The organism is Haematobacter genomosp. 1 (genome assembly GCF_002196855.1).
Classification (GTDB): Bacteria; Pseudomonadota; Alphaproteobacteria; order Rhodobacterales; family Rhodobacteraceae; genus Haematobacter.
Genome location: NZ_NIPW01000005.1, coordinates 190285 through 204655 on the forward strand (window position 1 = coordinate 190285; position 14371 = coordinate 204655).

General features: G+C 66.6%; 14 protein-coding genes. 13 read left to right on the forward strand and 1 reads right to left on the reverse strand.

All coding sequences use genetic code 11. The features are described from left to right. Positions 1-2 precede the first annotated feature (2 nt). A complete protein-coding gene (locus tag CDV49_RS03025) occupies positions 3-968 on the reverse strand; it encodes a LysR substrate-binding domain-containing protein (RefSeq protein WP_179209103.1) in 966 nt (321 codons plus the stop codon). A gap of 157 nt (positions 969-1125) precedes the next feature. On the opposite strand from CDV49_RS03025, the gene CDV49_RS03030 reads away from it, so the two are divergent. The 13 genes from CDV49_RS03030 to CDV49_RS03090 all read left to right on the forward strand — a co-directional run bounded on the left by CDV49_RS03030 (position 1126) and on the right by CDV49_RS03090 (position 14343). Continuing rightward, positions 1126-2736, forward strand: coding sequence for an ABC transporter substrate-binding protein (locus CDV49_RS03030; protein WP_088214189.1), 1611 nt, complete (start codon positions 1126-1128; stop codon positions 2734-2736). A 64-nt stretch (positions 2737-2800) separates the two neighbouring features. Continuing rightward, entirely contained in the window at positions 2801-3778 is a 978-nt protein-coding gene (locus CDV49_RS03035) for an ABC transporter permease (RefSeq protein ID WP_088214098.1), read from the forward strand. Then, positions 3775-4695, forward strand: coding sequence for an ABC transporter permease (locus CDV49_RS03040; protein ID WP_088214099.1), 921 nt, complete (start codon positions 3775-3777; stop codon positions 4693-4695). Before CDV49_RS03035 ends, CDV49_RS03040 begins: the two co-directional genes overlap by 4 nt. Beyond that, positions 4692-5675, forward strand: coding sequence for an ABC transporter ATP-binding protein (locus CDV49_RS03045; protein WP_088214100.1), 984 nt, complete (start codon positions 4692-4694; stop codon positions 5673-5675). The genes CDV49_RS03040 and CDV49_RS03045 overlap by 4 nt, the downstream gene beginning before the upstream one ends. Beyond that, complete coding sequence (locus tag CDV49_RS03050; RefSeq protein WP_088214101.1) at positions 5672-6673, forward strand: ABC transporter ATP-binding protein; 1002 nt, start codon at positions 5672-5674, stop codon at positions 6671-6673. Before CDV49_RS03045 ends, CDV49_RS03050 begins: the two co-directional genes overlap by 4 nt. Positions 6674-6710: 37 nt before the next feature. Next, entirely contained in the window at positions 6711-8138 is a 1428-nt protein-coding gene (locus CDV49_RS03055) for a M20 family metallopeptidase (RefSeq protein WP_088214102.1), read from the forward strand. Between the two features lie 351 nt (positions 8139-8489). Continuing rightward, a complete protein-coding gene (locus tag CDV49_RS03060; RefSeq protein ID WP_088214103.1) occupies positions 8490-9446 on the forward strand; it encodes an AAA family ATPase in 957 nt (318 codons plus the stop codon). 22 nt (positions 9447-9468) lie between these two features. Continuing rightward, positions 9469-10299 carry a DUF58 domain-containing protein gene (locus CDV49_RS03065; protein WP_256947212.1) on the forward strand — a complete coding sequence of 277 codons (831 nt, stop codon included), beginning with the start codon at positions 9469-9471 and terminating at the stop codon, positions 10297-10299. Continuing rightward, positions 10296-10658, forward strand: coding sequence for a hypothetical protein (locus CDV49_RS03070; RefSeq protein ID WP_088214105.1), 363 nt, complete (start codon positions 10296-10298; stop codon positions 10656-10658). The genes CDV49_RS03065 and CDV49_RS03070 overlap by 4 nt, the downstream gene beginning before the upstream one ends. Then, positions 10651-11637 carry a VWA domain-containing protein gene (locus tag CDV49_RS03075; protein WP_088214106.1) on the forward strand — a complete coding sequence of 329 codons (987 nt, stop codon included), beginning with the start codon at positions 10651-10653 and terminating at the stop codon, positions 11635-11637. The genes CDV49_RS03070 and CDV49_RS03075 overlap by 8 nt, the downstream gene beginning before the upstream one ends. Continuing rightward, the gene (locus CDV49_RS03080; RefSeq protein ID WP_088214107.1) at positions 11634-12572 is read left to right on the forward strand and encodes a VWA domain-containing protein; all 939 of its coding nucleotides are present in this window, start codon (positions 11634-11636) and stop codon (positions 12570-12572) included. The genes CDV49_RS03075 and CDV49_RS03080 overlap by 4 nt, the downstream gene beginning before the upstream one ends. Then, the gene (locus CDV49_RS03085; protein WP_088214108.1) at positions 12569-13177 is read left to right on the forward strand and encodes a hypothetical protein; all 609 of its coding nucleotides are present in this window, start codon (positions 12569-12571) and stop codon (positions 13175-13177) included. Before CDV49_RS03080 ends, CDV49_RS03085 begins: the two co-directional genes overlap by 4 nt. Then, positions 13171-14343: a BatD family protein gene (locus CDV49_RS03090; RefSeq protein ID WP_088214109.1), complete on the forward strand. Its 1173-nt coding sequence runs from the start codon at positions 13171-13173 to the stop codon at positions 14341-14343. Before CDV49_RS03085 ends, CDV49_RS03090 begins: the two co-directional genes overlap by 7 nt. Positions 14344-14371: the final 28 nt, after the last annotated feature.

The window sequence follows — 14371 nt, forward strand, 5'->3', positions numbered from 1 at the left end:
GGTCATCTCCTTTGGGTAAGCGCGCCAGGGCTGAAGCGATCGACGAGTTCGGCGCGCACCATTTGGATGAAATCGGCGGCAGCAGGGCTGATCGGCTGGCTGGAAGGCGTGAGAAATGAGGTGCGATAGGGCACTGCGGGCGTGAAAGGCCGGATCACCACCCCGGGAGCAAGGCGGTGGGCGATCGGAAAGGGGTTCAGCAGGGCTACACCCAGCCCTTCCGCAACGAATTCCGCGGCAGAGACGGCTGTCGCGGTCTCAACCACGATGGACGGTGTGACGCCCGCCCGCTCCAGCACCCTGTCTATGGCGATGCGGCCCGAATGGCGGCGCGTCAATGCGACGAACGGCTCCCCTGTCAGGTCGGCCGGTTCAATGACCTCCTTCGCCGCCAGCCGGTGGCGGGAGGGCAGCGCGCAGACCGCCTCGCTCGCCAGCACGACCTCGGTTCGCACGGCCGGGTGAGACGGCACCGTATCCGTCAGCGCGACTTCGTAACGCCCCTCCGCCACTCCGGTGATGAGCGCGTCGGATGCAACCACCTCGAACGTCACCTCCAGATCCGGGTTCATCTTGATGAAACGGGCAACGCGGGAAGGCAGGAAGCGGTGTGCGATGGTCGGCGGAGCGGCGACGACCATCCGCCCCGCATGCCCCCGTCCCTTCTGCCGCGGCGCCTCGGGGCGGGAAATACGCTCCAGCGCCGCGAACACCGGCCCCAGTTCCTCGTTTATAATGAGACAATCCGTCGTCGGCACCAGCCTGCCACCCGACCGGTCAAACAAGGTCCGTCCCAACGCCTCCTCAAGCTGTGCCAAAGCCCGGCTGATTGCCGGCTGCGTAAGGCCGAGCCTGCGGGCCGCCGTCGTCGCGGTCCCTGCCTCCACCAGAGCGCGGAGCACCTCCAGCTCTCGCAGAGTCAGGTTGAACCGGCGCTCCCCCCCGCGCCCATCATCTGCTGCGCTCACATCCGCTTCCCTATAACCATTTTGCATGATTTATGGACTTGGATATTTCAATAACTCATACTACGCTGAACTCCAAGGGGCATGGTCCGGCTTTTCCGCGGGGCCTGCCGCTTCACTAAGAAACATAAGAAAACGACCAACTGACAGGGTGATCAACATGCAAGCGACCTGGCGAACCCTCGCCTTAGCCACGCATTTTTCGTCCACCGCGCTCGTTTCGGCGGTTTCGGCGCAGAACCTTCGCATCGGCCTTGCGTCGGAGCCGACTTCGATGGATCCGCAGTTCCACAACCTCGCAACCAATACGCAGGTTCGGTTGAGCATCTTCGAGTCACTGCTCGATCAGGATGCCGTGCAGGCCCTGCAACCCAAGCTCGCCACCGAATGGGAGGCGCTGGACGAGACCACATGGCGGTTCCGGCTGCGCGAGGATGTCGCCTTCCACAACGGCACCCCCTTTACCGCGCGTGACGTGATCTACAGCGTCTGCCGCATTCCGATGGTGGAGAACTCGCCCTCCTCCTTCTCCATCTACACGAAATCCGTGGCAGGCATGGAGGCGGAGAACGACCACTCCGTCATCATCCGCACTGACGGCCCCAACCCCCTCCTGCCCGTGGAAAGCTCGACCTGGGCAATCATGTCGGCAGATGCCAGCGGTGCCACGGACGACCTCGCCTTCAAGAAGGGCGGTTGCGAGGGGATGGGGGAGGTGCCGCAGCAGGCAGCCTTCAACTCCCCGGCTCTCGTCGTCGGAACGGGGCCCTACAAGCTCAAGGAATTCACCCGCGGGTCGCAGATCGTGCTGACACGGGCGGAGGATTACTGGGGCGACAAGTCGGAATGGGAGACGATCACGCTCCGCCCCATCAGCAGCGCCGGTCCGCGCGTCGCGGCCCTTCTGGCGGGTGACGTTGATCTGATCGAGGCCCCGCCCGTGCAGGACCTGCCGCGCATCAAGAATGCGGGCTTCAACGTGGTGGATGCGCTTTCCAACCGTGTGATCTATATCGCGCTGTTCCAGGACGGCGCCCACAAGGGCATCGCCGGAGCCGACGGGAAAAACCCGCTGGAGGACTCCCGCGTGCGGGAGGCCATGTCCCTCGCCATCAACCGCGAAGCAATCGTGGACCGGATCATGAGCGGCTACGCTACCCCTGCGGGCGAGCTTCTGCCGCCGCCGATGTTCGGCACTTCCGGGCGCCCGGCCGATGGTTATGATCCCGAGAAGGCCAAGCAGCTCATGGCGGAGGCCGGCTACCCGAACGGCTTCGAACTGACGCTCGGCACGCCGAACGACCGGTACATCAATGATGAACAGGTGGCGCAGGCGGTGGCGCAGATGCTGAGCCGGATCGGCATCCGCACCAAGGTTGACGCGACGACGGCGAGCCAGTTCTTCTCCCGCCGGAACGCACTCGACTATCCGGCCTTCCTGGCAGGCTGGGGCGCGGCATCGGGCGAGATGTCGTCTCCGCTGAAGTCGCTGGTGGCGACCTACAACCCCGACGCGGGGCTGGGCGTGACCAATGCCGGGCGCTACACCAATCCGGAGATGGATGCTCTGCTGGAAAAGGCGATGGTCACGATCGATGATGACGAACGCTCCGAACTGCTCCAGCAGGCAGAGAACATCGTTCTGAACGAGCACGGCATCCTGCCGCTTCACTACGAGCGCTCGGCCTGGGCGATGTCGCCCAAGGTGAACTATGAGCCGCGCGTCGATCAGTACACGCTTGCCCACACCGTGACGCAAGCCACCGACTGACGACCGCGCGATGCGTCGGGCCAATCCGGCCCGGCGCCTTGCCCGAACGCCAGAGTTCCCTCTCATGATCGTCTATCTGCTGCGCCGCATCGGCCAGAGCATTCTCGCCGTCGTCGTGATGGCCGTTCTCGTCTTTCTCGGCGTCTATGCCATCGGCAACCCCGTCGATATCCTCATCAGCCCGGACGCCACTCAGGCGGAGATCCGGGCCACCATTGCGCGTCTGGGCCTCGACCAGCCGCTCTGGCAACAGTTTCTCACCTTTGCGGGCAATGCGCTCAGGGGCGACCTGGGCATATCCTTCGTGTACGGACGCCCCGCCCTGCAGATCATTCTGGAACGGATGCCGGCCACGTTCGAGTTGGCCTTTGTGGCGCTGTTCATCTCTGTCCTGCTTGGAATTCCGCTCGGCATCTATGCGGGGTTGAAGCCCGAAAGCATCGGCGGACGCTCCGTGATGGCCGGTTCGATCCTGGGATTCTCGCTGCCCAACTTCTGGCAGGGGATGATCCTGATCCTTGTCTTCGCGGTCTATCTCGGCTGGCTGCCCGCGGGCGGCCGTGGCCCGACCGTTTCCGTGCTGGGCGTGCCGGTGAGCTTTCTCACGCCGCAGGGCTGGGTCTATCTCCTGCTTCCGGCAATGAACCTCGCGCTGTTCAAGATGGCGCTGGTCATCCGCCTTGCCCGCGCCAACACGCGAGAGGTGAGCCTGCAGGACTACATCAAGTTCGCCCGCGCCAAGGGCTTGTCCCGCAACCGGATCGTCACCGTGCATGTCCTCAAGAACATCATGATCCCGCTCGTCACCGTACTGGGGCTGGAACTCGGCTCAATGGTCGCCTTCGCGATCGTCACGGAGACGGTCTTTGCGTGGCCAGGCATGGGCAAGCTGCTGATCGACTCCATCAACCTGCTCGATCGTCCGGTGATCGTTGCCTACCTGATGCTGACAGTGGTCATCATCGTTACCATCAACCTCGTGGTGGACGTGCTCTATACGATGCTCGACCCCCGCGTCCGGCTGTCAGAGGTGAAAGGATGACCGATACGGTTGAAACCACGGCCTCCGCCCCGCGCAAACCCCGGATGCAGTCGCCGGTGTGGCGGATCCTGAGGGGCTTTGCAGAAGACCGGCTGGCGCTTATCGGGTTTCTGGTATTCGCCGCCGTCGTTCTGCTGGCAATCGCGGCACCCCTGATCGCCCCGCAGAACCCCTATGACCTTGCTCAGCTTGACATCATGGACGGTGGCCTTGCACCCGCCGAGACCAGCTTCTCCGGCATGACCTATTGGCTGGGCACCGATCCGCAGGGGCGCGACATGCTCTCCGCCATCCTTTACGGGTTGCGGATTTCGCTGCTCGTCGCGCTGGTCTCCCTCGGCTGCGCCATCTTGATCGGCGTGATCGCGGGCACGGCCTCCGCCTATTTCGGGGGGCGGGTGGACACGTTCATCATGCGCATCGTGGATCTGCAGTTGTCATTTCCCTCCATTCTCGTGGCACTGATACTGCTCGCGCTGTTCGGGCGGGGGGTGGACAAGGTCATCCTCGCCCTCATCATCGTGCAGTGGGCCTATTATGCCCGCACGGTGCGCTCCTCCGCCATCGTGGAACGGCGGAAGGACTATATCGACGCCGCACGCTGTCTTGCGCTGTCGCATCGCCGGATCATGTTCCGCCACCTGCTGCCGAACTGCCTGCCGCCGCTGATCGTTGTCGGCACGGTGCAGATCGCGCAGGCCATCGCGCTGGAGGCCACGCTTTCCTTCCTGGGCGTCGGCGTGCCGATCACGGAACCCTCGCTCGGCCTGCTGATCTCCAACGGCTACGACTATCTCCTGTCGGGCCGCTACTGGGTGAGCGTGTTTCCGGGGATCGCCCTGCTCGTCACGATCGTCTCCATCAACCTCGTCGGGGACAGGCTCCGCGACGTGCTGAACCCGAGGCTGCAGAAATGACCGCGCTTCTCGATGTCCGCGACCTCAAGACACATTTCATGACGCGTGACGGGGTCGCAAAGGCGGTGGACGGGGTAAGCTTCACCTTGAACCGGGGCGAGATACTCGGTCTGGTGGGTGAATCCGGCTCAGGCAAGTCTGTCACCGGGTTCTCGCTTCTCGGTCTTGTCGATCCACCGGGGCGTGTCGTGGGGGGGCAGGTTCTGTTCAACGGCGATGATCTCGCCCGGATGGACGAAAAGCGGCTGCAAGGGCTCCGCGGCAAGCGCATAGCGATGATCTTTCAGGATCCCATGATGACCCTGAACCCGGTTCTGCGCATCGATACGCAGATGGTGGAGACGGTGCTTGCGCATGACAAGGTGTCCCGCGCCGAGGCGATGGAGCGCGCGCGCGCGGCGCTGGTGCAGGTAGGGATCTCGGCGCCCGAGGAGCGGCTGAGAAGCTATCCTCACCAGTTCTCCGGGGGCATGCGGCAGCGGGTGGCCATCGCCATCTCGCTTCTGCACAAGCCGGACCTCATCATCGCCGACGAACCCACGACAGCGCTCGACGTAACGATCCAGGCGCAGATCCTTGCCGAAGTGCAGAAGCTCTGCCGGGAGACCGGAACGGCCCTCATCTGGATCACGCACGACCTTGCCGTGGTCTCCGGTTTCGCGGACCGGCTGGTGGTCATGTATGCGGGCCGCATCGTCGAGGAGGGCGAGACGTCGGAGGTCATCACCCGCCCCGTCCATCCCTATACCCGCGGCCTGATCGACTCCGTCCCGCATGGCAAGCCCCACCGCTCGGAGCTGCGGCAGATCCCCGGGATGACGCCGTCGCTCATGAACCTGCCCGAAGGGTGCCGTTTCCGCCCCAGGTGTCCGCGCGCCGATGCCGCCTGTCTGGCGGAACCGGCGCTCCGCGAAGCCGGGGCGGGCCGCAAGGTGCGCTGCTTCCACCCTGATCTCGAACTGGAGGGGCTGATCCCGTGACATCCGCACCCGTTCTCGAAATCGCCGGCGTCTCCAAACGCTTCACCCGTAATCTCGACTTTGCCGAACGCACCGCGAAACGGCTGGGTGCACCGATCGACGCGCCCACCGTCCACGCGGTCGATGGCGTGGATCTTGCCGTGCGGACCGGCGAAGTCCTCGGGCTCGTGGGCGAATCCGGTTGCGGCAAGTCCACCCTGGGGCGGATGGTGGCCGGGCTGCTGCCGCCGAGCGAAGGGCAGATCCGCTTCCGCGGCCGCGACGTGGCCGGTCTGAAGGGCAAGGAGGCGCGGGAGGCGGCGCTGAAGATCCAGCTTGTCTTTCAGGATCCGATGGCTTCGCTGAACCCCCGCCTTCGCGTGGACACTCTGGTTGGCGAGGCCCCACGCGTCCACGGCCTTGTCTCCCGGGCGGAGACGGAAGGCTATGTCGAAACGATGCTGGAGCGCGTGGGTCTCGACCCGACGACCAGGCGGCGCTATCCGCACCAGTTCTCCGGCGGACAGCGGGCGCGGATCGGCATCGCCCGCGCGCTCGCCGTGCAGCCGGACTTCATCGTCTGCGACGAATCCGTCGCGGCGCTGGACGTGTCCATTCAGGCGCAGATCCTCAATCTGTTCATGAAGTTGCGGGAGGAGCTAAACCTCACCTACATGTTCATCAGCCATGACCTCGGCGTCGTCGAACATATCTCGGACCGGATTGCGGTGATGTATCTTGGCCGGATGATCGAGCTGGGCGAAGCGCAGGATCTGTTTGCCCGTCCGAACCATCCCTACACGCAGGCGCTTATTTCCGAAATCCCGACGTTCGAAGCAAAGCGGCGGAGCTATTCCACGATCAAGGGCGAAATCCCTTCGCCGCTCAATCCGCCGCGCGGCTGTCATTTCCACCCGCGCTGTCCGCACGCCATGGAGCGGTGCAGGGTTGAACGGCCCTTGCTGAAGCCGGTGGCCCCCGGCAGGCTCTCCGCCTGCCATCTGAACGACCAGAACTGACCCCGACGACGCGTCAGAAAACCGACAGAGAGAAGCCATGCAGAACACCGACCTGATCTGGAACCTGATCGACGCGCGTCGTGAGGAGTACACCGCGCTCAGCGACCGTATCTGGGAAATGCCGGAACTGGCCTATGGGGAGTTCCGCTCCGTCGCCGAACATCGCTCCATGCTGGAGGCAGAGGGCTTCCGCATCACCGATGCCCCGGCCGGGATACCCACCGCCGTCATCGGCGAGGCCGGGAGCGGCGGGCCGGTCATCGCGTTTCTGGGGGAATACGACGCTCTTCCGGGCCTGTCGCAGGAGGCTGGCGCTGCGGAACACAGGCCGCTTGCCGGCACCGGCTACGGCCATGGCTGCGGGCACAACATGCTGGGATCGGCGGCACTTCTGGCGGCTTCGGCGATGAAGACCTATCTGGAGCAGACGGGCCTGCCCGGCCGCGTGCGTTACTACGGCTGTCCCGCGGAAGAAGGCGGCGCGGCCAAGGCCTTCATGGTGCGGGATGGCTTGTTCGCCGACGTGGATGCGGCGATCACATGGCATCCTGCGTCGATCACGCGCGTGGATGACGCGAAGAGCCTCGCCAATACGCGCATCGACTTCACCTTCCATGGGCGCGCCTCCCACGCCGCTGCCGCGCCCGACCTTGGCCGATCCGCGCTGGATGCGGTGGAACTGATGAACGTCGGCGTCAACTACATGCGGGAGCATGTCCCCGAAGGCACGCGCATCCACTATGCCATCATAGACGCGGGTGGCATTGCCCCGAACGTGGTGCAGGCGAAGGCGACGGTGCGTTATGCCATCCGGTCCCGCGATGTTCAGGGCATGGTCGCCCTCAATCCCCGCGTCGTGAAGGTCGCGGAAGGCGCGGCGCTGATGACGGAGACCCGTGTCACCAGCCGCGTGCTTTCCGCCGTGTCGAACCTCCTTGGCAACACACCGATGGAGGAAATCATGTTCGCCAACATGCAGCGCCTCGGCCCCGTACCGTTCGACGAGGCAGACCGCGTCTACGCCCGCAGCATTCAGGCCACGGTCGGCGATGAGGCGATAGAGAAGGACTATCGCCGCGCCGGCGTCCCGCTCCGGGAGGAGACGCCTCTTTGCGATTTCATCGTCCCGCTGGAGGCCGTGGGTGAGCCGATGATCGGTTCCACCGACGTGGGCGATGTCTCCTGGGCGGTGCCCACCGTGCAGGCGCGCGTTGCCACCCATGCCATCGGGTCCCCCGGTCATTCCTGGCAGATCACCGCGCAGGGCAAGGCGGGGGCGGCGCACAAGGGGCTGATCTACGCCGCAAAGGTGATGGCAGGAACCGGTGTCGACCTGCTGACCGACCCTGCCAAGCTCGCGCGTGCCAAGGCAGATCACAAGGCACGGATCGACAGGACGCCCTACACCAGCCCGATCCCGGCTGATGTCAGCGCGCCAATCCTTCCCCGGCCCGTGGACCTCTGACCCACCTCAACGGCCACCTTTTCCGAGCGGGATACGATCCGGCGGAAGGACGTGGTCGCTGCATGGTGGTGAGCACTCTGGCGGCAGGGGTTCTCTGCCGCCATTTTCGTGCCGCCGGAGAACAGCACGCAGACGAGCATTGCATCTCTGATACGTTTGACCTGGCCCGCCGAGACGCCCTCCCAATGCACCGTGGGGCGCGATGAACCATCCCGCGGCACCCCCCTCCTCCTTCTTATGTCATTCTTAAGTAGCAGCTATTGAGGAGTGGCGCAGGCGCGTGCGCTCTGTCACTGTGGACCGACACGTTCGATCTTGGGGAGGAGCGGCGTGACGATACAGGACAGTGGAATGAACGCGGCCTTTGCGCCGGTGGCGATGCTCGGCCATGAGATGGTCGAAGGTCTGATCGGCCATGAGCATCTGGTTGAGCGGCTGATGATCGCTCTGGTCGCGGGTGGGCACGTGCTCATTGAAGGCCCGCCCGGCCTTGCCAAGACGCGCGCAGTGAAGCGGCTGGCGGAGGGGCTGGCGGGCAACTTTGCGCGCATCCAGTGCACCCCGGACCTCATGCCTTCCGATATGACGGGCACGCAGGTGTTCCGGCCGGATACGGGACGGTTCGATTTCCTGCCGGGCCCCTTGTTTCATGAGCTCGTGCTCGTCGATGAAATCAACCGCGCGCCCCCGAAGGTGCAGTCGGCGCTGCTGGAAGCGATGGCCGAACGCCAGGTGACGGCGGGAGGCACGACGCGGGCGCTTCCCGATCCGTTCATGGTGGTCGCCACGCAGAACTCCATCGAGCACGAAGGCACTTTCCCGCTGCCGGAGGCGCAGCTGGACCGCTTTCTTCTCCATGTCGATCTGGTCCTGCCGGACGCGGAGGCGGAGCGGCGGATTCTCGATCTGGTGGAGGGGGAATTGCGCGTGCCACCCCCCGGCACGCAGTCGCGGCTGGGAGCCGATACCATCCATGCCGCGGCCCGGGCGGCGAACAATGTGCTGCTGGCTCCTGCCCTGAAGGACTATATCGTCCGCCTCGTCATCGCCACGCGGGAGACGGAGGAGGGACCGCTCGCGGGGCTGGTCGAACATGCCGTCTCTCCCCGCGGAACACTGGCGCTCGCGGCCTGTACCCGGGCGCGGGCAGGGTTGCTCGGGAGGGATCACGGGCTTCCCGAAGACGTGGAGCTGCTGGCGCCGGACGTGCTGGCGCACCGTCTGGTCCCGAGCTGGCGTGCCACGTCAGAGGGGCTGGGCCCGCGCGATCTGGTCCGGCGGCTCATCGATCATGTCAGGCCCTGGTGAGTCAGGCGCAGGCGTCGGCGAGGTGACGGCAAGCCGTCTGCTCGCCCTCGCCCCGCTCGCCCTCCGGCGCGGCAAGGAGGAGCGGCTGGCGGAGCGTCCCGGCCTCACACCTGTCCGTCAACGCGGCAGTGGACAGGCGCTCCGCGAGATCCGCCCCTTCGCCGACGGTGATGACCCCCGGCATCTGGACGCTGCGGCGACCGCCCGAACCGGCGTGCCGCAGGTCAGAACCTTTCATGAGGAGCGGGAGCGGACCCTGCTGCTCATCGCGGACTTTCGCCGCCCGATGCTCTGGGCGACGCGTGGGCGCTTTCGTTCGGTCGTGGGGGCGGAGCAGCTGGCGATGGAAGGGTGGCGGGAGGCTGCGGAGCGCGGCTCCATCGGTGTCGCCGCGATCACGGATACCGGGATTTTTGGAGAGCGCCCTGCCCCCGGCGCGCGCGGGATGGCCCGTGTCGCGGGGTGCCTCGCACGTGCCCATGCCGCGGCGCGGGAAGCGGTGATGGCAAATCTGCCCACACCCCCGCTTGACGTCGAGCTGCGCCGCGCCGCACGTTTCGCGCCGCGGGGGGCCGGCCTTGTGATAGCCACGGGTCTCGACCTGCCCGGCGCTGCATGGGAAGAGACGCTTGCCGCGCTTTCCACCCGCGGTCCCCTGCGCTTCCTGCTCATCGAAGATGTTTTCGAGCGCGCGCCTGCTGGGGGCCCGCTGCCGATTGTCGATAATGCCAAACACGTTCTCCGCCGTGGGTTCTCCGGCCTTGCTGCCACGACGGCGGCGCGTGTTGAAACCCTGCATCGCCCCGGCATCGCTGCGGAACGCATCGGCCCCGGCATGGAGGACTCCCGATGAACGGCGACCTTGTCCAAACGCTCAATCCGCCCCGGCTGCCAGCGGAGTTCGTGCGCACGGGCGCAGCGGACATCCTTGCGGCTTTCGGTATCGGACTGCTCATCGCGGCGGCGCTGGTCTTTGTCCTTGCGCCACTGCTCCGGCGGCGCCCCGCCCGGCGACGTGCTGCGGATGCGCTTGGCGAGCTTCGCGCCCTGCCCGCTTCCGAGCGGCTGGTTGCCGGAGCACGGCTCCTGGCCGAACGCGGCGTCGCCCTGCCAGACAGCTATCGCGACGCGCTTTATGTGGGGACGCCCTACGACCCGGCGGAGCTGGAGCGGCTGGTTGCAGAGGCCTGGGGAGAGCGGCGGAATGGCTGACCTGCAATTTTCCCACCCCTTCGCCTTTCTTTTTCTGCCGCTGCCCGTGATCCTGTTCTATCTGCTGCGCCCGCGCGAGAACCGGACGGAAGCGCTGCACCTTCCGGAAGCCATCGCGGCGGCGGGGGTTCCGGTGGCGGAAGGACCTCTGCGGGATGGCTCCCTGCCGCTGCGGCTTGCGCTCTGGCTGTGCCTCACGCTTGCCCTCGCGGGACCGGAGTGGTTGCGGCCCACGCCCGACAGGACGGCGACCGGGCGGGACATCATGCTTGCGCTCGATCTGTCCGGCAGCATGGAAACGCCGGATTTCACGCTCGACGGACAAACCGCGAGCAGGCTCGCCGCTGTCAAGCGCGTGGCCGCCCGCTTTGTCTCAGAGCGGGAGGGCGACAGGATCGGGCTGGTGATCTTCGCCGATCAGGCCTATGTCGCCGCGCCGCTTACACACGATCTTCCTGCTGTCGTGCGCGCCATAGACGCCGCTGAAATCGGGATCACGGGGCGCTCGACCGCGATCGCAGACGGATTGGGGCTGGCATTGAAACGCGTGACGGCCGAGCCTGCGACATCCCGCGTGATCGTGCTGCTCTCGGACGGGCGCGACACCTCCGACCGGCTGGACGCCCGCGACGTGGGGCGGCTTGCTGCAACGATGGGGGTCCGGGTTCACACCATTGCTCTCGGCCCGGAGGATTTGGAGACGCGCCCCGCCGCCCGGGATGCCGTTGATATCGCCGCGCTCCGTGACATTGCGGAGGCCAGCGGCGGGCGCTCCTGGCGGGTGCGCAATATGGCGGACCTCGTGCAGATGGCCGCCGATCTGGACAGGCTGGAGCCGAACCCCTCCACCCGTCCCCCAGTGATCGTGGCAGAGGCCCTGTGGGTCTGGCCAGCCGCGCTTGCCCTGCTGCTGGCCCTCGGCGTGGCGGTGGTGGAGGCGACGGACCTTTTCACCCGCCGTTCGGGGCGAGCAGCATGACGCCCTTCGCCCTTGGCGCCGGTCTGGTGCTGTTGCGTCCGCTCTGGCTTCTGGCCCTGCTGCCGCTTGCCGCGCTGGCGGTCTGGCTTCGCGCGCAACGGGGGCGAAGCCCCTGGACGACGCTCATCGACCCAGCCATCCGGCGCGAATTGCTGGCGCTGGGACAGATCCTGCCAGCCCGAGCCGACAGGGCGGCGCTGCTGCCCCTCCTCATCGCGGGCACTCTCATCCTCGGCCTTGCGGGGCCTGCGGTTCTGCGACCGGGGGGGGTTGAGTACCGCGCGCTCGATCCGATGCTGCTGCTGCTCGACCTTTCCCCTTCCGTCGCGGCGGGCCCGGCGCTTCCCGACCTTCAGGCGGCGGCGGCCTTCCTGCTCAATCAATCCGAAGGTCGGCCGGTAGGCATCATGGTCTATGCCGCGGATGCCTATATCGCCTCCGCTCCGACAAGCGACGCGGCCAGTCTTCAGAGCATCATCGCGGTGCTGGCGGCCGATACCATGCCGGTCACCGGCAGCCGTCCCGACATCGCGCTCGCCGAGAGCCGAAACCTCGTGGCCGGAAAGGATGGCCCGGGCATCGCTGGCGCGGACCTCGTCCTCATCTCCGATGGCGGCGGGGTGGGCCCCCCGGCCCTGACGGAAGCGCGGCGGCTTCAGGCGGAGGGGGCGCGTGTCTGGGCTCTCTCCCTCCCCCGCGCGGCAGAGGGAGCGCCCACGCCGGACCGGGGCGCCCTTGTGCAGCTTGCGGCGGCAGGCGGCGGGAAGGAGTTTCCGGCAGCGACTCCGCGCCCCCTTCTGGCCGAGATCGCAGCCGCGCGGACGGCCCGCCTCGCAAGGAGCGGGGAGGCGACGCGGGTCTTTCGCGACCTCGGACCGTGGTGCGTGGGACTGGCGATGCTGCTTGCTCTGCCGCTCTACCGGAGGCGCGCATGACCCCGGCCCGTATCGCGGCGCTGATCGCCCTTGCAGGCGTGGCGGCTGTGCTTCTTGCCGGTCGGGAGGCGGGGGGGCGGCTGTTGCTCATGGCCGGGCAGCCGGGACTGGCTTCATCGCTTCTGGATGATCCTGCCATCGCGGGCGTCGCATTCTATCAGGCAGGACATTACGCGGAAGCGGACGCGGCCTTTGCCCGTGCGGGGCGGTCCTCCACCTACAACCGTGGCCTCTCGCTCGCCGCGACAGGGAATTACCCCCTCTCCCGCGCTTACTTCGACGCGGTGCTGTTCGCAAACCCCGCTGACAGTGCGGCGCGGGAGAACCGCAACCTGGTGAACGCGCTCATACCGCCGCAGATGGGCGAGGGTAACGAAGCGGGGCGGATCGCTGTCGTCGCCATAGCCACGCCGGGCGGGTCGCCGCTTGACGAGGTGAAGCGGCTCGGGCGCCCGCTCGACGCGGGCAGACGGGTGGCCGACCGGGAGTGGCTGGCGACGGTTCCCGACGATCCCGGCGCGTTCCTGCGGCTCAGGCTCGCCGCCGAGAACGACCGCCGCCTTTCGATGGGACTGACGGCGCCGCAGGAGGGCGATCCATGGTGAGATGGCTGCTTCTCTCCCTCACGCTGCTCACCTCGCCCGCGGGAGCGGAAAGCCTTACGCTCACGATCCGGCCCGAGCCGAGACACAAGGACCTGATCGCCGGGGAAATGCTCCCCGTTACCATCCGCGCCGTCTATGACCGCAAGGTGGCGAACGAGAAGCTGGAGATCGCACCCAGCGAGAGTTTCGACTGGATCCAGACTGCCCCCGACAGCTGGCGGCAGGAGATCATCGACGGGCTGCCATGGCAGGTGATGGAGCGGCATCTGGCGCTTTTCCCCCGACGGCCGGGAGTGCTGCACTTCGGCCCGGTGTTTCACCACCTGACCATCATTGACGAAGCGAGCCAGCGCCAGCCGCGGGAGGTGAAGGCCCAGCCGGTGGAAATCCCCGTGGGCCCATTCCCGGCGGATCGCGGCTGGAAGCTTGCGGCAGAGCGGCTGACACTTCGACAGGAACTCTCCACCGATCCCGCACATCTGGCCGACGGCGAAACCGTCACGCGTCGCATCACCCTGACGGCGGAAGGCGCGCTGCCGGAGATGTTGCCGCCCCGGCCCGTGGTCTCGGAGAACTGGCTCATCACCTTCGCCGCGCCGGTCGAGCGCAAGCTGACCCTTACCGCCGAAGGTCCGGTGGCGGAGGTGGTCTGGACATGGCAGTTCCGCCCGGAAACCGGGGAGCCGGGGGTCATCGAACCCGTCACCATCCCCTATTTCGACAGCAACACCCGCCGGATGGAGAGTGTGGAAATCCCGCCTCTCTCCATTGGTTATGCCAGTTTCGCAGCGAACCGGGCGACGACGGGACGTTTCGGAATGTGGGAGGATGCACTCTCCGGCGCCGCGATCATCGCGGGCATGGGTGCTGGCACGGGGGTGATGCTTTGGCGCAGCGTGCCCGCCTCCGGGCGCGCAGGCTGGAAGCGGCTTCGGCGGCGCTGGTCGCCCCTGCCGCGACTTGCGCTCCGGCGTGCCGCCCGGTCGGGCGATCCCCTTGCGCTTCGCCGCGCGGCGGAGGCGTATCTGGATGGCCGAACATCGCCGGCGATAAGATCGCTGCTTGCGGGGCTGGATCGCAGGATCTACGGGCCCGAGCAACATGCGTTCCAACCCGGAGCCTTTGTCCGCGATCTGCGCCGGGCGGCTGGGCGGAGCGAGGTTTAGCCGGGAGGGGGCGGCAATCGTCGTTCCC